22 protein-coding genes are annotated in these 22195 nt (G+C 65.4%); 11 read left to right on the plus strand and 11 right to left on the minus strand.

The window, feature by feature from the left end; genetic code table 11:
• Positions 1 to 4 precede the first annotated feature (4 nt).
• From H292_RS0103525 to H292_RS0103535, 3 genes are all read left to right on the plus strand, one after another.
• Positions 5 to 604: a hypothetical protein gene (locus H292_RS0103525; protein ID WP_231383742.1), complete on the plus strand. Its 600-nt coding sequence runs from the start codon at positions 5 to 7 to the stop codon at positions 602 to 604.
• The gene (locus tag H292_RS0103530; RefSeq protein WP_020110441.1) at positions 604 to 828 is read left to right on the plus strand and encodes a helix-turn-helix domain-containing protein; all 225 of its coding nucleotides are present in this window, start codon (positions 604 to 606) and stop codon (positions 826 to 828) included. The genes H292_RS0103525 and H292_RS0103530 overlap by 1 nt, the downstream gene beginning before the upstream one ends.
• A gap of 68 nt (positions 829 to 896) precedes the next feature.
• On the plus strand, positions 897 to 2132 hold the full coding sequence (locus H292_RS0103535) for a TerD family protein (protein ID WP_170947517.1): 1236 nt from the start codon (positions 897 to 899) through the stop codon (positions 2130 to 2132).
• A 48-nt stretch (positions 2133 to 2180) separates the two neighbouring features.
• On the opposite strand, the gene H292_RS0103540 is transcribed toward H292_RS0103535, so the two are convergent.
• The 3 genes from H292_RS0103540 to H292_RS0103550 all read right to left on the minus strand — a co-directional run bounded on the left by H292_RS0103540 (position 2181) and on the right by H292_RS0103550 (position 6917).
• Complete coding sequence (locus H292_RS0103540; RefSeq protein ID WP_179276775.1) at positions 2181 to 3779, minus strand: glycosyltransferase family 87 protein; 1599 nt, start codon at positions 3777 to 3779, stop codon at positions 2181 to 2183.
• Between the two features lie 10 nt (positions 3780 to 3789).
• Positions 3790 to 6294: a transglycosylase domain-containing protein gene (locus tag H292_RS0103545; protein ID WP_371828066.1), complete on the minus strand. Its 2505-nt coding sequence runs from the start codon at positions 6292 to 6294 to the stop codon at positions 3790 to 3792.
• Positions 6295 to 6485: 191 nt separating this feature from the next.
• Entirely contained in the window at positions 6486 to 6917 is a 432-nt protein-coding gene (locus H292_RS0103550; protein ID WP_026347800.1) for a DUF5318 domain-containing protein, read from the minus strand.
• Between the two features lie 88 nt (positions 6918 to 7005).
• On the opposite strand from H292_RS0103550, the gene H292_RS0103555 reads away from it, so the two are divergent.
• The 4 genes from H292_RS0103555 to H292_RS0103570 all read left to right on the plus strand — a co-directional run bounded on the left by H292_RS0103555 (position 7006) and on the right by H292_RS0103570 (position 10512).
• Positions 7006 to 7821 carry a DUF1707 SHOCT-like domain-containing protein gene (locus tag H292_RS0103555; protein WP_080738070.1) on the plus strand — a complete coding sequence of 272 codons (816 nt, stop codon included), beginning with the start codon at positions 7006 to 7008 and terminating at the stop codon, positions 7819 to 7821.
• A gap of 7 nt (positions 7822 to 7828) precedes the next feature.
• Positions 7829 to 8683: a DUF1707 SHOCT-like domain-containing protein gene (locus H292_RS0103560; protein WP_019665138.1), complete on the plus strand. Its 855-nt coding sequence runs from the start codon at positions 7829 to 7831 to the stop codon at positions 8681 to 8683.
• A gap of 157 nt (positions 8684 to 8840) precedes the next feature.
• The gene (locus H292_RS0103565) at positions 8841 to 9422 is read left to right on the plus strand and encodes a PadR family transcriptional regulator (RefSeq protein WP_019665137.1); all 582 of its coding nucleotides are present in this window, start codon (positions 8841 to 8843) and stop codon (positions 9420 to 9422) included.
• Positions 9415 to 10512 (plus strand): inositol-3-phosphate synthase, encoded by a 1098-nt coding sequence (locus H292_RS0103570; RefSeq protein WP_019665136.1) that lies wholly within the window; start codon positions 9415 to 9417, stop codon positions 10510 to 10512. Before H292_RS0103565 ends, H292_RS0103570 begins: the two co-directional genes overlap by 8 nt.
• A 154-nt stretch (positions 10513 to 10666) precedes the next feature.
• Here the strand turns inward: H292_RS0103570 and H292_RS0103575 are convergent, their stop codons facing one another.
• From H292_RS0103575 to H292_RS0103585, 3 genes are read right to left on the minus strand one after another with little or no spacing between them, the layout of a single operon-like run.
• Positions 10667 to 11722 carry a PDR/VanB family oxidoreductase gene (locus H292_RS0103575; protein ID WP_020110444.1) on the minus strand — a complete coding sequence of 352 codons (1056 nt, stop codon included), beginning with the start codon at positions 11720 to 11722 and terminating at the stop codon, positions 10667 to 10669.
• Positions 11719 to 12597 (minus strand): metal-dependent hydrolase, encoded by an 879-nt coding sequence (locus H292_RS0103580; RefSeq protein WP_020110445.1) that lies wholly within the window; start codon positions 12595 to 12597, stop codon positions 11719 to 11721. Before H292_RS0103580 ends, H292_RS0103575 begins: the two co-directional genes overlap by 4 nt.
• Positions 12575 to 13492 (minus strand): alpha/beta fold hydrolase, encoded by a 918-nt coding sequence (locus H292_RS0103585; RefSeq protein ID WP_051127723.1) that lies wholly within the window; start codon positions 13490 to 13492, stop codon positions 12575 to 12577. The genes H292_RS0103580 and H292_RS0103585 overlap by 23 nt, the downstream gene beginning before the upstream one ends.
• Before the next feature lie 152 nt (positions 13493 to 13644).
• On the opposite strand from H292_RS0103585, the gene H292_RS0103590 reads away from it, so the two are divergent.
• On the plus strand, positions 13645 to 14331 hold the full coding sequence (locus H292_RS0103590; protein WP_020110447.1) for a TetR/AcrR family transcriptional regulator: 687 nt from the start codon (positions 13645 to 13647) through the stop codon (positions 14329 to 14331).
• A 172-nt stretch (positions 14332 to 14503) separates the two neighbouring features.
• On the opposite strand, the gene H292_RS28345 is transcribed toward H292_RS0103590, so the two are convergent.
• Genes H292_RS28345 through H292_RS0103610 form a run of 4 tightly spaced genes read right to left on the minus strand, consistent with a single transcriptional unit; the run spans position 14504 to position 17879 of the window.
• A complete protein-coding gene (locus H292_RS28345) occupies positions 14504 to 14680 on the minus strand; it encodes a hypothetical protein (protein WP_020110448.1) in 177 nt (58 codons plus the stop codon).
• Entirely contained in the window at positions 14677 to 15498 is an 822-nt protein-coding gene (locus tag H292_RS0103600; RefSeq protein WP_020110449.1) for a carbohydrate ABC transporter permease, read from the minus strand. Before H292_RS0103600 ends, H292_RS28345 begins: the two co-directional genes overlap by 4 nt.
• Positions 15495 to 16577 carry a carbohydrate ABC transporter permease gene (locus H292_RS0103605; RefSeq protein WP_027498587.1) on the minus strand — a complete coding sequence of 361 codons (1083 nt, stop codon included), beginning with the start codon at positions 16575 to 16577 and terminating at the stop codon, positions 15495 to 15497. Before H292_RS0103605 ends, H292_RS0103600 begins: the two co-directional genes overlap by 4 nt.
• A gap of 30 nt (positions 16578 to 16607) precedes the next feature.
• Positions 16608 to 17879 carry an ABC transporter substrate-binding protein gene (locus H292_RS0103610; protein WP_019665128.1) on the minus strand — a complete coding sequence of 424 codons (1272 nt, stop codon included), beginning with the start codon at positions 17877 to 17879 and terminating at the stop codon, positions 16608 to 16610.
• A gap of 196 nt (positions 17880 to 18075) precedes the next feature.
• Between H292_RS0103610 and H292_RS0103615 the strand changes: the two genes are divergently transcribed.
• The 3 genes from H292_RS0103615 to H292_RS0103625 are packed head-to-tail and all read left to right on the plus strand — an operon-like array spanning position 18076 to position 21074.
• The gene (locus H292_RS0103615; RefSeq protein WP_020110451.1) at positions 18076 to 18894 is read left to right on the plus strand and encodes a DUF2786 domain-containing protein; all 819 of its coding nucleotides are present in this window, start codon (positions 18076 to 18078) and stop codon (positions 18892 to 18894) included.
• Positions 18895 to 18906: 12 nt separating this feature from the next.
• Positions 18907 to 20094, plus strand: a complete 1188-nt coding sequence (locus H292_RS0103620; RefSeq protein ID WP_020110452.1) for a sensor histidine kinase — start codon at positions 18907 to 18909, stop codon at positions 20092 to 20094.
• Positions 20091 to 21074 (plus strand): hypothetical protein, encoded by a 984-nt coding sequence (locus H292_RS0103625; RefSeq protein ID WP_020110453.1) that lies wholly within the window; start codon positions 20091 to 20093, stop codon positions 21072 to 21074. The genes H292_RS0103620 and H292_RS0103625 overlap by 4 nt, the downstream gene beginning before the upstream one ends.
• Positions 21075 to 21080: 6 nt before the next feature.
• Here H292_RS0103625 and H292_RS0103630 read toward each other — a convergent pair whose 3' ends face one another.
• Positions 21081 to 22157: an ABC transporter ATP-binding protein gene (locus tag H292_RS0103630; RefSeq protein WP_026347797.1), complete on the minus strand. Its 1077-nt coding sequence runs from the start codon at positions 22155 to 22157 to the stop codon at positions 21081 to 21083.
• Between the last annotated feature and the right edge of the window lie 38 nt (positions 22158 to 22195).

Consider the following 22195-nt stretch of genomic DNA (forward strand, 5'->3'; position numbering starts at 1 on the left):
TGTCATGGGCTCGTCACTGGGATCGCGACGATCGAACCGGATAGTGATGGCAATCTATGCGCTGATCGCCGTCGGCTGGTCGGCGTGGAGGCTGTTCGAGTACGGGCTGTCGTCCTACGTTCGGGTCTCGGTCGAGCCCGTCGTCGACACTCCCGTCGTCGGCCTCTACGGCGGTGAGCTCCAGCCCGGCAACGTGGCCGAGTTGGCATTCGCCAAGTCCGACGTGCAACGCCTGATGGGAATGATCGATTTCTTCCGATACTCCGAGACAGTCGTCGGGCTGGTTCTGTTGCTGGTGGGGATGACATTCCTCTACCGATTCTGCGACCGAGTCATCGACGGCCGGGCCTTCGGGAAGGGTGCGACGGTCGACCTGACGGTGGTAGCCGGCGTCGTCGTGCTCTACCCGTTCCTCACCGGAATGCTGCGGCAGATGGGCACCAACTCCGTCCTGGGATCGCTCGAGCTGACCGATGTGCTGGACACCGCGGCCAGCTTCGACGGGGTCTGGATCGCGATTGCGGTCGCCGCATTCCTTCAATTCGTCTACGCAGCAATCCAACAGGGCACGAGGCTCGTCGAGGACACCGAGGGATTGGTCTGATGGGTGAGCCCACCGAACACCTGATCACCTGCCATCTCGGGGAGATACTCGATGCCCGCGGAATGACCTTGGCCGAGCTCTCCCGTGTCGCAGGCGTCAGCGTCGTGAACCTGTCGGTGCTTAAGAACGACCGAGCCAAAGCAATTCGGTTCAGCACACTGACGGCGGTGTGCCTCGCGCTCGGGTGCACGCCCGGCGACCTGTTCAGCGTCCGGCCGCAGTAGCCCCATCCGGACAAATCCACCCAGTACATTGGTGTGCAGCATCCGCATCCGACCGAAGGACTTCTTTCATGTCTGCTCCCGGCCAACCCTTGGCAAAGGGTCAGAACGGCCCGATCACAGCAGCCGATGTTCTCGTCTCTGTGCAACTGTCCGCACCCGCCGACCTGTCCGCCCTACTGGTGACAGCGGACGGAAAGGTGCGAACCGACGCAGACTTCGTCTTCTTCAACCAGCCGACCGGACCTGGCGTTCGGCTGGTCTCCGGCCAAGCCGGGCAACCGGCACAGCTCGCCGTGTCGCTCGCGCAGATACCGGCGGACATCGAGCAGATTCGCGCGGTCATCACGCTCGAGGATGCATCGTCCAACTTCGGCCGGTCCGCACCCCCGGCTGCGTACGTGAGCGACGGTCAGGGAAATCCCCTCTACCACTACACCATCGACGGCCTGAGCAGCGAGTCCATCGTCATCGCAGTCGAGATCTACCGTCGTTCCGGAGCATGGAAGGTCCGCGCCGTCGGGCAGGGGTATGCCGGCGGGTTCGCAGCCCTGGTGACCGACCACGGCGTATCCGTCGACGACGCGCCGGCTGCCCCCGCAGCACCGACACCGCCTCCCGCCGCAACACCACCACCCGCTCCGGCGGCCGCGCCCGTGCCGCCACCACCGGCCGCGCCGGCAGGTCCACCCGAGGTCAACCTCACGAAAGCACGCCCCGTCAGCCTCAGCAAAGGCCAGAAGGTCACGCTGAAGAAGGACGGCGGAGTCGCGCTGACCATCATCCGCATGGGACTCGGCTGGGACCCAGTCCAGGCACCGAAGAAGACCAGCTTCTTCGGCGGGGGCGGCAAAGGCGGCAACGTCGACCTCGACGCGTCGGCCATCATGTTCGCCGGAAACAACGTCGCCGACGTCGTCTACTACGGTCAACTCCGCGCCAAGGACGGATCCATCCTGCACCAGGGTGACAACCTCACCGGCGAAGGAGAAGGCGACGACGAGGTAGTGAACGTCGACCTCACCCGCGTACCCCCGCAGGTCACGGCCATCGTCTTCACCGTGACCTCCTACCGAGGGCAGACGTTCGAGCAGATCCAGAACGCCTTCTGCCGGCTCGTCGACGACACCAACAACGCCGAACTCGCACGCTTCACCCTGCAAGGCGGCATGCCGTTCACCGGCCTCGTCATGGCCAAGGTCTACCGCGACGGCGGCAACTGGAAACTCCAGGCCATCGGCGAAGGCATCAACGCCAAACACGCCGGCGAAGCCGTCCCTCAACTCGGGCCCTACATCCGGCCCTGACAACCTCGCCCCGCCGCCGCCCGCATCCCGCCGGAGCGAACGTGCCGTTCAGTCACTCCAAGTGACCGAATGAACCGTTCGGTCCCCGGGTGGCTGGGTTGCAGGGGTACCGGTGGAGACGCGGTGGACGTCGCGGGTGTGGTCGAGGACGCCGCCGATGGGGTCGTCGGTGCCGTTGCGGCGGATGAGGTCTTCCTGGGGTCGGTAGATCTGCCGGACGACGAGTGCGCAGAGGCCGATGACGGCGATGTCGCGGAGAACGATTGCGGCGGTGAACCATTGCTCGGGCACGCCTTTGTTGCCGATGCCGAGGTAGTAGTACATCCGCGGGAACCAGATGAGGGCGTCGACGGTCATCCAGGCGAGGAGGAGTCGGCGGTGCGGTAGTGCGAGGACGGCGAGCGGTACGAGCCAGAGGGAGTACTGGGGGCTCCAGACTTTGTTGGTCAGGAGGAATCCCGCGACGACGAGAAAGCAGAGTTGCGCCAGCCTGGGGCGCATAGGGGCGTTGACTGCGATGTAGGCGATTGCGACGCAGACGATTGCGAAGAGTCCGAGGGTGACGGCGTTGAGTACCAACGGTTTGTCGCCGGGGTAGAGGGTGCCGTCGAAGCCTCCCCAGCCCGTGAAGGACGTGATGACGTTGTAGATCGAGTCGGGGTCGGCGCCGCGGGCGGAGTTGAGGCGGAAGAACTCGTACCATCCGCTCGGATAGAGCAGTGCGATGGGAAGATTGACGGCGAGCCAGGCGGCGACGGCCGCACAGGTGGCTTGTCCCCATTCCCTCATCTTGCCGGCGCGCCAACACAGTACGAGGAGCGGTCCGAGCAGCAGGAGGGGATACAGCTTGGCGGCGCCGCCGAGCCCCAGCAGAACACCTGCGAGGATCGGTCTCTTACGGCCCCAGGCGAGGAGGGCGCCGGCGGCGAAAGCGGTTGCGAGAGCGTCGAAATTGGTGAAGCCGTGTACCACGACGAGTGGTGACGCGGCAACGAGGGCGGCGTCCCATATTCTGCGTCCGGCGGATATGGCGGTGGCCCACACCGTCACCAGCCAGGCGATCGCCAAGCCGATGACGACGACGTTGAAGTAGACGGCGACCGGGAGCGCTTGCGGCAACCAGGACACCGAACTCCATGCCTCGGCCACGACCATCGACCCGTACTGGTACAGCCCGGACAGCACCGGGTACTCCATGTAGCGGATCTGGATTGTGCCGTCGGCAGCTACTTCCTCCCAGGACTTCTTGTACGGGAAGGCGCCTTCGTCGAGACGTTCGGCTCCGAACAACGGCACGGTGTCGGAGTAGCACATTGCCACGTACTGACGGCTGCCGCTCCAGTCGAGCCCGAGCTCGCCGTCGGGACCGTTGGGGGCCTGTTGAATACAGCCTGCCTTCGCGAACCAGCCGAACGCGAGAAACACGACGGCGAGCAGCAACAGAACCCGCAGCGGGGTGAAGAAGCGTTGCCTGCCGATCAGCGCGTGCCGACCGGCGGGGCCTCCGATGGCGGCCGTGAGTTCGGCCGCCATCGGGTCCGACGTGGCGGGTAGATCCCGGGCACTGTTCGAGCGAAGATCCGGCGCGAGCGGCCCCGGACTTGCAACCCTGCGTTCGACGGGGGTGCCGGGGTTGCTGTCGCTCACTCCGGACAGGTTACCGGCCCGGGGCCGGTTCGGGTTCCTGCGCTGGAGCCTCCGGTTCGGCAGGAGTCTCCGGCGTCGGAGCGGGCGCCAGTCCGGGTAGCGGGATGGTCACGCCAGGCAGGATTTCCACCTGCCGCGGGGTGATCACCACGGGCGGCGAGATCTCCGTCGGGATCGGCAGTGTGATGGGCGGAGGCTCGGACGTCGGCGCGACGGTCGTCGGCGCGGCCGGCGCCGAATACTGCGGCACGCCTGCCTGTCCCGCGATGGGCTCAGGCGTCGGGAACGTCTCGTTGGTCGTTCCTTCGAGGGTTCCGTCCATCGTGTCCTTCCAGATGTCCGACGGAATTCCGGAGCCATAGATCGAGCCGCCGTAGCTGTTCTGCAGCGGCAGCCCCTGCTCGGTACCGACCCATACGGCGGTGGACAGCGACGGGGTGTAACCCACCATCCAGGCATCCTTGTTCTCGCCGGTGTCGCCGAGCTGCGCCGTGCCCGTCTTCGCTGCGGACTGTCGTCCACCGGCGAGGTTGTGCCCGTTCGAGTATCCGGCAATGGGACGCATCGCGGCGGTGACGTTGTCCGCCACTGCAGCGGGGACGACCTGCTGGCCGGGCTCGGCGCCTCGATCGAGGAGGACGGTGCCGTCGGCCGTCACGACGCGTTGCACGAAGTGCGGTGCGTGGTAGACGCCCGATGCGGCGAGGGTGGCGTAGGCGGAAGCCATGTCGATGACGCGTGACTGGTACTGCCCGAGGACGATCCCGTTGTTGGGTCCGACGCCGTCGCCTTCGGTCAGCGTGGGTCCGACGCCTGGAATTTCCTCGGCGACACCCAGTTTGTGCGCCATGTCCGCGATGGACTGGGGGCCGTTGTCCATGGCGAGCTGCATGCGATAGAAGCTCGTGTTCAAGGATCGTTTGAGTGCCTCTGCGATGGTGCACGTTCCGCAGGACTCGCCCTCGACGTTGCCGATGGAGATGCCGTTGACCGTCAGCGGGGAGCTGTCGTACATCTGCGACAGCGGGATGCCTTGGTCGAGCGCCGCGGCGAGACCGAACACTTTGAAGGACGAGCCCGTCTGCAGACCGGACTGCGCGAAGTCGAATCCACGGCCGTCGGCGCCGCCGTAGTACGACTTGACCGCGCCGGTTCTGGGATCGATGGACACCGATGCAGTGCGCAGGTCGCCCGGCTCTCCTTCGAGATTGCTGTTCACCGCGTCGATGGCGGCCGCTTGCGCGGCCGGGTCGATCGTCGTGGTGATCTGCAGGCCTTCGGTGTTCAGGTCCTGCTCACTGACTCCCGCGGCGGACAGTTCGCGGAGAACCTGCGCCTTGATCAGTCCGTTGGGGCCGCTGTCGGTGTCGTCGTTCGATGCAGCCGAGCTGGGGATCCATGGCGGATAGACCATGGCTGCGCGCTGAGCCTGATCGATGTTGCCCTGGCTGACCATGCCGTCGAGCACGTAGTTCCACCGCGACTGGGCACCCTCGGGATTGAACTCGGGGTCCAAGCCGGAGGGCTGCTGAATCGTCGCGGCGAGGACGGCACCTTCTTCGATCGTCAGCTGGTCGACCGGCTTGCCGAAGTACGCCGTCGACGCTGCCGCGATGCCGTACGCACCGCGACCGAAGTAGATCGTGTTCAAGTACGCGGCCAGGATGTCGTCCTTGGACCACTGGCGAGCCATCTTCGAGGAGATGACGAGCTCACGCATCTTTCGAGTCAGAGTGCGCTCGGATCCGACGAGTGCGTTCTTCACGTACTGCTGAGTGATGGTCGAGCCACCGCCGGCGCTGTCGCGGCCCAGCACGTTGTCGCGCAACGCGCGACCGAAGCCGGTGATCGAGAAGCCGGGGTTGGAGTAGAAGTCACGATCCTCCGCCGACAGCACGGCGTTGCGCACGTGCAGCGGGATCTGGTCGATCGTGACGTCGGTCCGGTTGCCTTCAGGTGGGACGACCCGGCCCAGCTCGGTGGTGCCGTCGGAGGCGAGAATCGTCGCCACCTGATTGGTCTTGATGTCGCCGGGACGAGGGACGTCCTCGACGGTGTACGCCACCATGAAGGTGAGGATCGGAACGATCAGACCCAACGCGACCAGCACGTACAAGGTCCGTCGAACTGTGCGCCACTTGGACTTCTTCTTCGTTTTCGCGGCGGAACCTCTCTCGGGCGGTTCGGGCGGTTCGTTGCCCGAAGAGCGTGGAACACCGTCGTCCGGAGGTCCGGTCGGCGGAAGATTGGATGGTGGAACGGGAGGCGGCGGACCGGCGGCAGGGCGTCGGACATCCTGCCGGGCGTTCGGCAGCGGGGGACGACCGGGAGGCGGGTTCTGCAGAGGGCGCCCTTGGGCGTCACGTGCCGGGGGGCGTGGATTCGGCGGAATCGGCCGACCCTGGGCGTCACGACGCAGGGGCGGGGGCCCGGGCGGTGGGCCGAGAGGACGGCCTTGCGCGTCGCGCCTGACACCGGGGGGAGGTCCTGCCGGACGACGCCCGGGGGGTGGCATCGGGGGACGTGGGCCCGGCGGACGACCGGAGGTGCCGGGAGGCACGTTCGGTGGGCGCCTGGACGGGTCACGATCCCCGGAGCTACCGCCGGGGGTGTTGTCGTAGGGGGAACTCACGTACAGAACTCCAGTGGTCTTGGGCGGGCACTACTCACATGGAAGACCGGGGTCGGTCAGCGCATGCGATTGTGTCACTCGCTCGCTGTTCGACGGCCAGGTCCGCGAGAATTGGACCGGGACCGTCGCGGTTGCTTGGGCGCGGGCACGGCGCCGAGGACATAGGACTGCACGAGGTGGTTCCAGCTGCAGGACCTGCAGACCTCCACCACGTGGACGGAGAATTCCTCCTGCGTCGCGGCGAGGCGTACCAGCTCGTCCGCGGTGCGAGCGGACCCGGACAGTGGGCCCAGTTTCTCGCCGAACACCCAGGAGACGTGGGTGAGCTGTTCCTTCCTGCAGATCGGGCAGACGACGTCGCTGCCGCGGCCGTGGAACTTGGCGGCCCGGAGCAGATAGGGATCGGCGTCGCACACGGCGCTCACTCCGGTCCTGCCCGAGTACACCTCGGCAAGCAGCGACCGTCGCTGAAGGGCGTAGTCCACCACCTGTCGCTGAAGTCGCACGAGAACCAGAGTACGTGCGGCCGCCGACGGGTGGGCGCCGGTGTCACCGCATCTGGGCAATTCGGGGACCCGAAACTATGCTCCACCTGTGCCGACGCGACTTCCGCCCTCCACCCGGGCGAGGGATACCGACCGAACTCAGGCATGCGCCACTCTCGACGAGGCCCGGGCCGACGGTCAATTGTCCGAGGAGGAGCACGCGGCGCGTATCGACCTGGCGATGGAAGCGGAGACGCTGGCGGATCTGCACTCGCTCATCGAGGACCTGCAGAACGAGACCGACCTTGCTCCCATGGCCGACCCGATCGAGCTGGTACATCCGGTTCGCACGGCGAGGTCGTCGCGCCTGGGGTTCTTCGCGGTCGCGATTCCGCTGGTGGCAGCGGCCGTCGCGATCACGTTCGGTGTCAGGTCGTGCGCTGCGGAGGGCGACCCCGTCGCCACCTACGGTGAGATGGGCTACCAGAACCCCGCCATCGTGGCGGATATCGCAGCCGCTCTGCAGGCTCGGACGGGCACCACCGTCGTGGACAGTCTCGGTCTGTACGAGTCCTACGCGATCCTCAGGATGCCCGCGCCCGGGGCGCCGCAGAAGCAGGTCACCTACGACTTCCGCGACGGCGTGCTCGAATTCGACGAGGACTGGTCGACGTCCAGGCGGGCGGATCAGCAGCAGATCGATCTCGCGACGGTCGACCTACCGAAGTTGGCTGCCGTCGTGGCCGGAGCTGCGGCGAGCCTGAATCTGTCGAGGATCGACAGCCTCAACATTCAGATGCGAGGTGAGTCCGACGGTCCCGAGGTGTTGATCAGCGCAGACAACACCGACGAGGAAAGCGGCACCATGTCGGTCGATCCGGCAGGCAACTTCTTGTACGTGACCCCGTTCCAGTTCGGGAAGTAGGACTCTCATGGCGGCGAAATACCGTTCCACCGCATTCCGCGCACGCGACATCGACCGCGCGCTCACCGCGTCGGCGCTCGACACGGCCTACGCCGACGGTCAGCTGTCCTTCGGCGAGCATCGTCTGCGCAGCGAACGGGCCCGCAACGCGGTGACCTTGGACGAACTGCACCGTCTGGTCAGCGATCTGCAACTCGACGTCGATCTCCCCGAACCCGTTGCCCGACGGTCCGCGCCGAAACCCCGCGTGTTTCTCGCTCTCGGATCCGTCGTGATCATCGCCGCCGGGTTGGCACTGTTCTTCGCGACCCGAGACTCCGAGGAGGAACCCGTTGTAGCGCAACAGGAGACGACGGTGTCACCACCCTCGCAACCGTCGATGCCGCTGCCGGCGGACGTGACGCCGATCGTCGCGCAGCCGTTCGTCTTCGACACCGCCGCGGGCCTCGAGGACTTCCGCAATCGGTACATCGAACGTTTCGGAACGACCGAGGTCCTGGAGTTGAGCATTCAGGTCGACGACGACAACCGCGCGGACGTCTACCGAGTCTCGGCCGACGGGCGTCGGGAACGCGTCTTCGTCGCGGGCGGTTTCGAGGTGTATCGCACCACCGACCTGCTGGATCCGTCGGAGATTCCGTTCGATTGGACGCTCGTCGACTCAGGCGTCGTGGCCGGTCTGATCGCCGGAGCACCGGCGGCCGTGGGGGTTCCCGATGCAGTTGCCGACTGGGTGACCATCGACACCGACGACGGCGTTCCGCAGATTGCAGTGACGGCGTACGACGCCGACCGTCGCGGCGGCCGGATCGTGGCGGATCTCGCGGGCAACATCGTGCGCGTCTCGCCGTACTCCGGCTGACCCCTTCACCTGCATCGGCAGGAATCTGCGCTTTAGATTAATGTCCTTACATTATGACTTGTATAGATGTATGTACATATATCGAGCCGATACATTTTGTGTATATGCTCGGGAACCGCATCAGGTGCACGACTACACGTCGAGGGGAGAGGTAGGCATGCTCGAGCTGGCAATTCTCGGTCTGCTACTTCAATCCCCGATGCACGGATACGAGCTGCGTAAACGACTGACCGGACTCCTCGGAGCATTCAGAGCGTTCTCCTACGGTTCGCTCTACCCGGCCCTGCGCCGCCTACAGGCGGATGGGCTGATCGCCGAGAACGACGGTCCGGACACACTCGTGAAGCGGCGAGCACGTCGGGTCTACGAGCTCACACCCAAGGGCAAGCAGAGATTCGCCGAGCTCGTTGCGGACACGGGACCGCAGAACTACACGGACGACGGTTTCGGCGTGCATCTCGCCTTCTTCAGCCGGACGCCGGCGGAAGCGCGGCTGCGCATCCTCGAAGGCAGACGTCGTCAAGTCGAGGAGCGCAGAGAAGGGCTCCGCGAAGCGGTGGATCGAGCCAGCGGGACGCTCGACCGCTACACCCGTCAGTTACATCAGCTCGGACTCGAATCCAGCGAACGAGAAGTCCGCTGGCTCAACGAAGTGATCGCTGCCGAGCAGGCGGGCCCGACCGCCACGCCCAACCCGAAAAGCGTTACGAACAAAGAAGGAGAACCCGAACATGGGTGAGAACAACAACACTTCGGACGGCAACGCCATCCGGGTAGCCATCGTGGGTGTGGGCAACTGCGCCGCGTCGCTCGTCCAAGGCGTCGAGTACTACAAGGACGCCGACGAGAACGTCACCGTTCCCGGCCTCATGCACGTCAAGTTCGGCAAGTACCACGTCCGCGACGTGGAATTCGTCGCCGCGTTCGACGTCGACGCCAAGAAGGTCGGATTCGACCTCTCCGACGCGATCTTCTCGAGCGAGAACAACACCATCAAGATCGCCGACGTACCGCCGAAGGACGTTCAGGTTCTGCGCGGACCGACCCTCGACGGGCTCGGAAAGTACTACCGCGAGACCATCACCGAGGCCGACGGCGAAGCGGTGGACGTCGCCCAGGCCCTCCGCGACGCCAAGGTCGACGTGCTCGTGTCCTACCTCCCCGTGGGATCGGAAGAGGCAGACAAGTTCTACGCACAAGCCGCTATCGATGCCGGTGTCGCGTTCGTCAACGCTCTGCCCGTGTTCATCGCCAGCGACCCCGTCTGGGCCCAGAAGTTCGTCGACGCAGGCGTTCCCATCGTCGGCGACGACATCAAGAGCCAGGTCGGTGCCACCATCACGCACCGCGTCATGGCAAAGCTGTTCGAGGATCGCGGTGTTCAGCTCGACCGCACCATGCAGCTCAACGTCGGCGGCAACATGGACTTCCTCAACATGCTCGAGCGCAGCCGCCTCGAGTCGAAGAAGATCTCCAAGACCCAGGCCGTCACGTCGAACCTGCAGCGCGAATTCAACACGAAGGACGTCCACATCGGGCCGAGCGACCACGTCGGCTGGCTCGACGACCGCAAGTGGGCGTACGTCCGCCTCGAAGGCCGCGCCTTCGGTGACGTGCCGTTGAACCTCGAGTACAAGCTCGAAGTATGGGACTCGCCCAACTCGGCCGGTGTCATCATCGACGCCGTCCGCGCCGCCAAGATCGCCCTCGACCGCGGCATCGGTGGACCGGTCATCCCGGCTTCGGCCTACCTGATGAAGAGCCCTCCCAAGCAGCTCGCCGACGACGTCGCGCGCCAGCAGCTCGAAGCGTTCATCATCGACGCCTAGGCCCTCACATGAGTGGAGCGGAGCCTGACGGTCACTCCGCAGGCTCCACTCCCGGTGGCCTGCGGGTCACTCCGCAGGCTCCACTCCCGGTGGCCTGCAGGTCACTCCGCAGGCTCCGCTCCCGGTGGCCTGCAGGTCACTCCGCAGGCTCCGCTCACAAGGCGAGGGTCACTTCGTCCCCGTCGGTGCGCTCGGTGCAGATCAGCATTCCGTCGGGCGCGTGCGTTGCAGGGACTCGGCACGTACCGCAGAAGCCCTGACGACAGGAGTACGCGACGTCCGGGCGCAACGGCATGACCGCGTCCAGGATCGACCTGTCCGCCGGGACCGTCACCCGTTCGCCGGTACTGGCGAGGACCACCTCGAATTCGACGCCGTTCACAATCGGTGGTGCCGAGAACCTTTCGAAGTGAAATTCCGACTCCGGGTCGACTCCGCGTTGCAGTGTGCCGATCATCGGCATCGGTCCGCACGCGTAGATCGCCGCTCCCGGCTGCGATCCTTCCAGCAACATCTCCGACGTCGGGATTCCGTCGACATCGTCGGTTCGAAGCGTCACCGAGCCGCCGAACTCGTCGAGTTCACCCAGGAACGGCAACGACTCTCGGCTTCTGCCGGTGTAGACCATCGACCAGTCGAGTCCCAGTCGGTGCGCCAGCCTCATCATCGGGAGAATCGGCGTGATCCCGATCCCGCCTGCGACGAAATGCAGACTGTCCGCGGGTGATCCGAAACCGGGAACTGCGAAGGCGAACGCGTTTCGCGGACCTCGGACGGTCAAACTGCTGCCGACCTCCAGGTCGTGCATCTCGATCGATCCGCCGCCGCCGTCCGGAATGCGCCGCACTGCAATGCGATAGCGGGTGCTGTCCGCGGGATCCCCGCACAGAGAGTACTGACGCAGCCTCCCCGAGGGCATCTCGACGTCGATGTGCGCTCCTGCGCGCCAGGACGGTAGCTCGCCGCCGTGCGCCGCCGACAGAACGAAGCTCACGACGTTCTCGTCGAACGCCTCGATGCGACGCTCGGAAACGACTACCTCGAGTCGCCGATCGTCCGTCGCGCCCACGAACTCCTTGCGATGCAGTAGACGCATCGTGCCCATGTGCGCGTTCATGACCCGTTCCAGCACTCGGAGGAGCGGGTCCCGTTCGTGACGACCGTAGAGGTCACCGGGCATCGTGGTCGGTACAGGTAGCTGGAGGTTCACGGCAGTGCCGATCGGGCAGCGGGGGACTTCGCCAGATAGGCGACGGCTTGGGCGGTGTCGCCCTCGTCCTCCGGGGTGTACGACGGTTTCAGGTACCGTGCAACGCCTTTCGTCATCTGGGCGAGCGACGGGAGTGATCCTCTGCGCATCGCACCCAACCATTGCAGCCACAGGACGAGGTAACCCCGGTCGGTCAGCGTCGGATCCTGGCGGACGATGAATCGCGTGCCGCGCAGCATCAGTACGATGAAGCCGATAAAGGCGATGAGCATCGAGAAGTTTCGCCGGAAGTACCCGACGCCGAAATACGTTGCCACGTCGTGGGCGACGTTGCGGTGCTCCACTTCCTCGGCACCGTGCCAGCGATAGAGATCCACCATCGCGGGGTCGCCGTCGAAGTCGTCCCATCTCGAGTTCAGCGCGTAGTCACCGAGAAAAGCCGTCAGGTGCTCGATCGCGCCGATCATCGCGATTCGTCCGACCAGCTGCTGCTTCTGGGCTCTCGCCGACAGCGCCGGCCGAGGCCCGAGCACCTTGCGCATCAAGTATTCGGAGTGCGACGTGAACGGCCTCGGATCGACGCCGTGTGCGTCGAGGTAGTCGTACAACACCACATTGTGCGTCTCGGCGTGCATGGCTTCCTGCCCGATGAAGCCGAGGACGTCCTCGCGCAGTTTCGCGTCGGCGATCAGGGGGAGAGCTTCGGTGTAGGTGGCGCAGAACCACCGCTCCCCCTCGGGGAGTAACAGATTCAACGCGCTGAGACTGTGCGAGGCGATGGGCTCGTTCGGCATCCAATGCAACGGAGTATCCGACCAGTCGAAGGCGACGTTACGTGCCTGCAAGGACACTTCACCGGGGTCGTGATCGTTCACGATCGATCCTTTCCACGAACTTCGTTGTTTCGGCGGCGACGAGAGCCGGGTTCTTCAGGGGGAGCCAGTGCCCGGAGCGCACATCGGTGCGGCTGACCCGTGACACCCACCGCTCGATGCCGTCGAACGATGCGGGTCTGATGGCAGGGTCCCGTCGCGTGACCAGCAAGTGGACCGGAACGTGTGTGTACCGCTCCGTCGGCCTCAGGACCTTCTGAAGGACGTTGGCGCGGTAGATGCGCAACCCGTCGACCATGTCGCGGTTCAGGGTCGGCGCGACATGGAGATTTCGCTTGTCCACGCGTTCGACGATGCGCAGCAGCAACGACCAGATCCAGCGCCTACCGAAGATGCGGAAGAAAGTCCGAGACAGCGGCCCCGACATGAAGAACAGCGTGTACGCACCCGAGACCAGCTGAGTGAGTTTCTGCCACAGCGCTTTCGGGCTCGTCGGTGTGGACTGCAGCCACATTCCCATATGGTCGAGGCTCGGGCCCGAGATCGAGGTGAACGACGCGATTCTGGTGTCGGCACCCGGCTCGCAAATTGCCTCCCACACCTGAACCGATCCCCAGTCGTGAGCGAGAACGTGCACCGGTATCGACCCCGCCACTGCGTCGACGACGGCCATGAAATCCGCGGCCAACTGTTCGAGCGTCATCTCCGTGACGGTGCCGTCACCGAAGGACTCGCCGTGACCACGCGTGTCGTACGTGACGACGTGGAACTTGTCGGTCAGCAACGGGACCACCGCGTCCCACAGGTGATGGGTGTCCGGCCAGCCGTGCACCAGCACCAGCACCGGGCCGTCGAAGTTGCCGAACTCCTGCACGTAGAGCCCCGCACCGTCGACACGCACGGTGCGTGTTCGGTCGCGCGCCTTCTCGATGGTCATGCCCACTCCCCGCTTGTTCCCGTCGATCCGCCCCGTACCGATAGTACGTTTAACGTTACCGCCGGTACGCCATTGCTGTGAACTCTCCACAATCTCCGCGGAGGTGTCAAGACACGACCGCCTCCACCTGGGGCGACACCTAGAATGACCAGATGCCTACCTCGCGAGATCCCGAAGCCCGCAGAACCAGGGCACGTGAGGAGTTCGTCGACGCGACGTTCAGGGTCATCGACGCGCACGGACCGAACCCGAGCATGAACGACATCGCGCGGGAGGCAGGTGCCACGAAGCCGAGGCTGTACCGGCAGTTCGCGGACAAGGCAGATCTGTACAGCGCCGTGGCACAGCGCATGGCCGACGAGGTCTACACGCTCGCCGTATCCGACTTCAACTTCCTGCTCGACGCACCGGTGTCCGCGCTACGACATGCGATCTCCGGTTACGCGGATGTGGTGGGGCGCCACCCCAACGTCTTCCGGTTCCTCGCCCAGTCCAGATCCACTCCCGAAGACCCTGCGATCGCTCCGCCCCTCGACATCGGGCGTGATATCGCGACACGCTTCGCCACCGTCGCGAAGACGATTCTCGATTCGGTCGACGCCGACACCTCGGGCATCGAATACGCGTGCCGCGCCGCCGTCGGGGCTCTCCTGGCCGCAACCGACCTCTGGCTGGACGACACGGAACTCGACGCAGGCGACTTCGTCGACCAACTCACAACCCTGGTCTGGGGACTGCTCGACGCATTCCTGCAGCGCAAGGAAATCGACCTCGACGGCGACGTGCCGATCTTCATGACCCTGGCAAAGCTCAAGGCAGGAGCGCAGCCGGCGGAGTGACCCGATCAGGCAGGAGCGCAGCCGGCGGAGTGACCCGATCAGGCAGGAGCGGAGCCGGCGGAGTGACCCGGTCAGGCAGGAGCGGAGCCGGCGGAGTGACCCGGTCAGGCAGGAGCGGAGCCGGCGGAGTGACCCGATCGGGCAGGAGCGCAGCCGGCGGAGTGACCCGCCGTCAGGCTCGGATTTTGCGCACCACGTAGGTCAGGGCGGCGAGGAGGCCGAGCAGAAGGACGGAGGGCCAGACGGGCGGGTCTCCGCCGAGGATGCCTGCGACTGCGGCGATGAAGGCCATCAGTGCGAAGAAGCCGAGGATGCCGGCGAGGATCTGCAGGTGATCCTGAGCGGTCATGATTTCACGCCGCCTGCGGTGAGTCCGGAGATGATGCGGCGCTGGAAGATCAGCACCATGACGACCAGTGGGATGGCGACGATGGTTCCCGCTGCCATGATCGCCGCATACGGCACGACGTGTGGGTCGTTGCCGGAGAAGCGTGCGATGGCCACGGTGACGGGTTCGGTTTTGTCGCTGGAGAGCTGGCTGGCGAGCAGGTACTCGTTGACTGCGGCGATGAACGCGAGGATTGCGGTGGTGAAGAGTGCCGGCGCGGCCAACGGAAGCAACACCAGGCGGAATGCCTGGAACCGTCCGGCGCCGTCGATGCGGGCGGCTTCTTCCAGTTCCCAGGGCAGTTCGGCGAAGAATGCCGTCAGTGTGTAGATGGTCAGGGGCAGCACGAAGGAGATGTTGGGGATGATCATCGCCTGGTAGCTGCCGATCCATCCGATGTTCGTGAAGAACTGGAACAGCGGTGTCACCAGAGCGACGACGGGGAACATCGATGCTCCCAGGACGATGCCGACGACGATGTACTTGAATCGAAAGTCGATGCGGGACAGCGCGTATGCGCAGAAGATTCCGATCACCAGCGCGATGAACGTGGTGACGCCGCCGATGATCAGGCTGTTGGCGACTGCACGGAGGAAGTTGTTTCCGTTGCTCGTGGACAGAGCGTTGCTGAAGTTCTCCGTGGTCACGTGCGTCGGCCAGGGTGTGGTGTCGAACGTGTATCGCGGGTCGCGGAACGCAGTGACAGCCATCCAGTAGAACGGCGCGAGCCCCCATACGAGGATGATCACGACGCCGAGGTAGATACGGGCGGTCTTCATCGGATCGTGCCTTTTCTTTGGTTCTCCTGTGTGGCAACCGCGTTCGCGCCGAGGAATTTCACGAGCACGAAGGCGACGATGAAGATCATGACGAACGAGATGGTCGACAGGGACGCCGCTGCGTTGAACCCTTGCCGGATCTGCTCGACCACGAGAATCGAGATGGTCCGCGTCGCCGGGTTGCCCTCGGTGAGGATGGCGGGCAGGTCGTACATCCGGAGCGCGTCCATCGTGCGGAAGAGAATGGCCACCATCAGCGCGGGCTTGACGAGCGGAAGTGTGATCTTGGTGAACCGTTGCCACGCGGACGCCCCGTCGACGCGCGCTGCCTCGTACACATCGGACGGAATCATCTGCAGGCCTGCGAGAATCAGCAGTGCCATGAACGGTGTCGTCTTCCAGACGTCGGCGATGATGACCGCGAACCTTGCCGGCCACGCGTCTCCCGTCCACAGGATCTGTGTGCCGAGAAGCTTGTTGGCGATTCCGTCGTAGCTGAAGATGAAGTACCAGAGCTTGGCGGTCACCGCCGTCGGGATCGCCCACGGGATCAGAATGGCGGCACGCAGCAAGGCACGGCCGGCGAACGTCTTGCCCATGATGACGGCCATCGCGAATCCGATGACCACCTCGATGGACACCGTCACGACGGTGAAGAACGCCGTGTTGCCGACCGCACCCCAGAACTGCGAGCCCAGGGTGCCCGGTGGGCACGGGACGAGCGTGCCCGACGCCGACGTGCACTGCTGCAGGATCCAGTGCGTGTAGTTGGAGAATCCGGCGCTACCGCCCTTGACGAACATTCCCGTCGCGGGATCGAGACCGGCGTCCTTCTGGAAGGACATGACGACGGCACGAATTACCGGAAAGGCGATGACGATTGCGAGAATCACCAGAGTCGGGGCGATGAGCAACCAGGCGCGCCCGGCACTCAGCCCGAATCGCCTCTTCTTGTCGGTGCGCACATGCCGACCTGATGGAGTCACTCCGCTGGCTGCGCTCCCGCCGCGGCCGGAGGATGATCCCCCGGCCGCGTCGACGTTTACAGCCCCACTGGGTTCACCAGTAGGTAGAGCCATGAAATTCTCCTGAAATCGAAAGCCGAAGGCTTAGTTAGCGCCTGCGGACTCGATGCCGGCCTGGATGTCGGCGATAGCCTGGTCGACCTGCTTCTCACCCTTGATCGCGGCGGCGGTGTTGTCCTGGATGGCCTTCGACACTGCCGGGTAGAACGGCGTGACGGGACGCGGGACCGCGTTCTCGATCGATTCCTTCAGGGCCGGGAGGTACGGCATCTCGGCGATGAGGGCCGGGTCGTCGTACAGCGATGCAAGCACGGGAGGCAGTGCGCCCTCGGCGATGATGCGCTGAGCCTGCTCACCCTGGAGGAAGCGAAGGAAGTCGGCGGCCGTGGCCTTGTTCTGCGAGAACGCGCTGATCGCTGCGTTGTATCCGCCGAGGGTGGAGGTTCCGACGCCGGTGACGCCGGGAAGTGGTGCGACACCGTACTTTCCGGCGACTGCGGAGCCTTCCTTGGCTGCTGTGCCGTAGACGTACGGCCAGTTACGCAGGTAGAGCGCCTTGCCGTCCTCGAATGCCTGCTGGCTCTCGGGCTCCTTGAACGTGGTGTCCTGGGCGGGGATGACGTTGTTCTGGAACGCCGTCACGAGTGCCTGCAGGCCTGCCTTGGCTTCGGGGGAGTCGACGGTCGGGGTCTTGCCGTCCTCGGCGACGAACGATCCGCCGTGGGCGTTGATGATCTCCGACGCGTTGACCGTCAGGCCCTCGTAGGACGCGAACTGTCCTGCGTAGCAGTCGATGTTGTTCTCCACGGCGACGGTGCAGCTGGCCGTGAGCTCGTCCCAGGTGGTGGGGGCTGCGGGCACGAGGTCGGTGCGGTAGAACAGCAGGCCGCCGTTGGTGTTCTTCGGGGCCGCGTACTGGGTGCCGTTGTACGTTGCGCTGTCCACCGTCGAGGGGAGGATTCCGGCGTTGTCGAGCGCGAACTCGCCCTCGAGCGGCACGAGCCAACCCTTCGCCGCGAACTCGGCCGTCCAGATGACGTCGAGAGCCATCACGTCGTAGTCGCTCTGCTCGGCCTGAAGGTGCTGGACCAGGTCGTCGTGTGCCTGGTCGGCGTCGTTGGACTGTTCCTTGAAGGTGACCTGCTCGTCCGGGTTGGCCGCGTTCCACTCTTCGATGATCTGACGGACGACACCGGTTTCGGTGGTGTCCTTGCCTTCGACGTAGGTGATGGGTCCGCGGCCGTCGGTGTTCTCGGATGCGGAATCACTGGATCCGCTGTCGCTGGAACATGCGGTGAGCGTCAGCAGCGAGGCTGCTGTTGCGAGCACCGCCACCTTCGAGATCAAAGACGCCATGAGTTCTCTCCACTTGCTTCGTACACGGTGGTGTGTGTGGGAGGCGGCACAGTGAATGTGCGAATGTGCTCCCCCCGACGCACATGTCGATAGGAACTTATACACATTTCGGTCGCCGCGGGCCATTACCGGCGTTGCTGAATCGGTCAACCCTCACGCGACGGGTCTGTCGGTGAGTGGTTGTAGCCTCGCCCAGGTGACTTCGGACAAGATGCTGACCAGAATCGGTGGGCTTCTCCGCCAGGCGGAGTCGACGGACAACCCGCACGAGGCGGAAGCGTTCATGGAGGCCGCACAGCGTCTCGCGACGTCGACGTCGATCGATCTGGCCGTGGCCCGCTCGCACAGCGCTTCGCGCGAGAAGCAGGCGACGCCGACGCAGCGCGTCGTCCCCATCGGAGAGGCAGGCAAACGCGGTCTGAAGACGTTCGTCCAGTTGTTCGTCTCGATCGCTGCGGCCAACGACGTGACGTGCGACGTCGCACGGTCGTCGACGCAGGTGTTCGCCTACGGTTTCGCGTCGGACATCGACACCACCGAGGCGCTGTATTCGAGCCTTCTCGTCCAGATGGTGCGGGCGTCGGACGCCTACATCAAATCGGGCGAGTACAAGAACGAGACTGCGGTACGCACGGTGGTGGAAAAGATCGGTCGCCGACGCTACAAGCGCCAGGAGACGGTCGTCGTCGCTGCGGTCACGGCGCGGTTGAACTTTCAGACTGCCTTCGCCACGCGGGTGGGCAAGCGCCTCGCCGCGGTGAAGAAGGAAGCGGAATCGAAGGCAGTGTCCGAGGAGAAACCGGACGCGGGCACGGCTCTTGTCCTGCGGAACAAGGAGGTCGAGCTGAAGGATTACTACTCGTCGAATTCCACCGCGCGCGGCACCTGGCGGAGCCGAAGCGCGGGTGCGGGGTACTCGCACGGCGCCAGTCGCGCGGGGGACAGGGCGGGCCGCACTGCGCGGCTCGGGGGTGAAACCGAGATCGGCCGCGGTTCGAAGCAGCTCGGGCGGTAATCTGACCTCATCGTGACGTGGCGTAGGCAGACGAACAGCCGTGAATTCTCACCCGGCGAGCGCCTACGCATCCTGGTCGCCCGCTTTCTCGGGGTAGGTTTCCTCGGATATTTCTTCGTGTCCCTGTCCGGAATTGCGGAGGGCGCTGGCATTCTCGCGTCGTGGTGGACGCCGCTGGCCGTGGTGCTGATCTTCGGTCCCGGTGTCGGACTGCTGGTCGCGGCGCTGGCTCGTCCCCGCCGAATCGGTCCAGCGGCAGGTTCGGCGGCCGTCGGAATTCTGATCGCCGCCTGCCTGTGGTTCCTCGCGTGGAACGGGGATGTGCTGCACGGTTCTGCACGGGGCACGTGGATGTCGGCGTTCGCGGGTATGGCTGGTCTGTGCGCGACACTCGCGTGGAAGCCGTGGATCGCGTTCGCCGTCCAGTTCGTCGCAACCTCGACCATCGCCACCGTCGACCAGGTCGGGTTGTTCGGCAACCGCGCAGCACAGTCCGACATCGTCTATGCCGCGGTGTGGTCGTTCGGGTTGTCGGCGCTGTTGACCGCCGCGGTGATCATGGCGCTGCGGAGCGGATCGATACTGGATTCCACCAAGCAATCGCTCGATCGCAGTGCGGCGATAGCCGCTGCCGCGCAGGCGCGCGAACGCGAGAAAGCGCGGTTCGATTCGCTGATCCACGACCAGGTGCTGAGCACTCTGCTGGCGACGGATCGCGCCGATCCCGGTGGCAGGCTCGTGACCGACGCGAGGTCTGCTCTGGCCGAGCTGGACCGCGTCGTCGACGATTCCAGCCGAGACGCGACGGTGTCGGCCGACGGCATATTCGCGCAACTGTCCACGTTGGGAGCCGACCACGGTGTCGCCGTCGGAGCAACCGTCGACGACGGTCGCTCTCAATACCCGGGAGCTGTGGCGTCCGCGGTGGTGGGCGCCTCGGCAGAGGCCGTACGCAACAGCGTCGTGCACGCGGGCCCCGCCGCGCAGTGCCGTATCGCCGTCGAGCTACGTCCCGGCCTCGTCCGTGTGACCGTCGAGGACGACGGTGTCGGATTCGACACCGCTACAACAGGGTCCGGCCGTCTCGGCATCGACGTCAGCATCGTCGGCCGGATGGCGCAGCTCGACGGCGGATGGTCTCGTATCCGCAGCGAGCCGGGTGCGGGCACGACGGTGATCGTCGAGTGGGCGGCGGTATGAGCTCGCTGCGGGGTGACGCGTCGACGATCATCGGAATGCAGTCACGGGGCTCTTACGCCGTCACCGCGTCGGTCGTGACTGCGGCTGCGGTCGCGATTCTGGGCCCCGGCGGCGACGGTGTCGCCGAGAAGTGCCTGGTGATAGCGCTTCTCGCGGTCGGCGCTGCGCTCCTCGTCGCCGTTCCAGGCGATCCGTTTCCGAAGTGGGCCTCAGTGACCGTCGCAGCGGTGCCGGCCGCGCAGTTCGTTGCACTGATCCGCGTCGTGGACACGGGGGCGACTCAGTCCCAGGCGGTGACCACCACGGTCGGGGGAGGGGCGGCGCTCTGCGCGTTCCTCTGTGTACGGGGGAGGATTCGCTGGGCGTGGGCAGGCCAACTGGCCGCGTTCGCGGTGTACTGGACCGCTGCCCCTGACTTCGCCGGTGCAGCATCGACTTTCGTCACGGGTGCCGGGGTCATGATCATGGCGACGTTCTTCGCTTTCGCCGTCCGGCCGGCAGCAGCGTCGATCTACTCGCTCCGCCGAGAACGCGCTGCGACGTTCGCCGAGCGCGCCGCCGTGAGCGCGGCCGAACAGGAACGTGAGCACCAACTACACCGGCTCGACGACTTGGTTCGCCCTGTCCTGAGGCGCATCGCCGACAACCCACTGGACGACGCCGCCCGCACCGAGGCGCTGCTGGTGGAAGCCACCCTGCGGGACAGCATTCGCGCCCGCGCACTGGACGTGCCGGTGGTGGTGGCCGCAGCGCGAGCCGCCCGCGAGCGGGGCGTCACCGTGCAGTTGCTCGACGACGGTGGCCTGACCGACCAACCTCGTCGGGTCGCTGACGAGGTACGCCGCGCGGTGGCGCGCAGTTTGGACGGTGCGGACGCAGGGACCGTCACCGTGCGCATCCACCCGGCGGGGCGGACGGCACTGGCGACGATCGTGGTGACCGACGGCGACGACGTTGTTCGTACGGAACTCCCTACGTGAGTGGGGTCAGCTGAGCCGGACCCCGGCCTCGGAGCCGTCGAACACGTGCGCATGCGCCTCGTCGAATCGGATGCCGACCACGTCACCTTTCTGCGGGGGATCACGCCAGTCCGCGCGGGCGACGATCGTCTGGGTGGTGCCGTTGATGTCGGCCCGACCGAAGACGAAGGCCTCGGAACCGAGTTCTTCGACGACGTCGACCTCCAACTTCAGCCCGTCGGACACGATGTCGACGTGCTCGGGGCGAATGCCGAACACCACTTCGCTACCGGTCGAGCCGGCGAGCGTGCCCCGCGACACCGGGATGATCTGGTCACCGATCCGCACGCCACCGTCGGTGACGGGTACGCGGAACAAGTTCATCGACGGCGAGCCCATGAATCCGGCGACGAAGACGTTGGTCGGCGTGCGGTACAACTCGCGGGGTGATGCGCACTGCTGCAACACACCACCTTTGAGCACCGCCACCCGGTCGCCCATGGTCATCGCCTCGACCTGATCGTGGGTGACGTAGACGGTGGTCGTCGCGAGCCTGCGCTGCAGCTGAGCGATCTGCGTGCGCGTCTGCACTCGAAGTTTTGCGTCGAGGTTGGACAGCGGTTCGTCCATCAGGAACACCTGTGGTTGACGAACGATGGCCCGCCCCATGGCAACTCGCTGTCGCTGACCACCGGACAGCGCTTTGGGCTTGCGGTCGAGGTACGCCTCCAGGTCGAGAAGCTTGGCCGCCTCGAGGACGCGATTGCGGATCTCGTCCTTGCTCGCCTTCGCGAGCTTGAGGGCGAAGCCCATGTTCTCGGCGACGGACATGTGCGGGTACAGCGCGTAGTTCTGGAACACCATCGCGATGTCGCGATCCTTGGGCTCGGCGTGGGTGACATCCTTGCCGCCGATGAGGATGCGGCCGCTGTTCACCTCCTCCAGACCGGCGAGCATGCGCAGCGACGTGGACTTACCGCAGCCCGACGGGCCGACGAGGACGAGGAATTCGCCGTCGGCGATCTCCAGGTCCAACGCATCCACCGCGGGGGTGTCGGAGCCGGGAAAAAGCCTGGTGGCACGGTCGAACGTGATCGAAGCCATGAAAAACAGATCCCTCCACCGGCAGGAACGTGCCGGAC

This window comes from Rhodococcus sp. 114MFTsu3.1 (assembly GCF_000383555.1).
Classification (GTDB): Bacteria; Actinomycetota; Actinomycetes; order Mycobacteriales; family Mycobacteriaceae; genus Rhodococcoides; species Rhodococcoides fascians_E.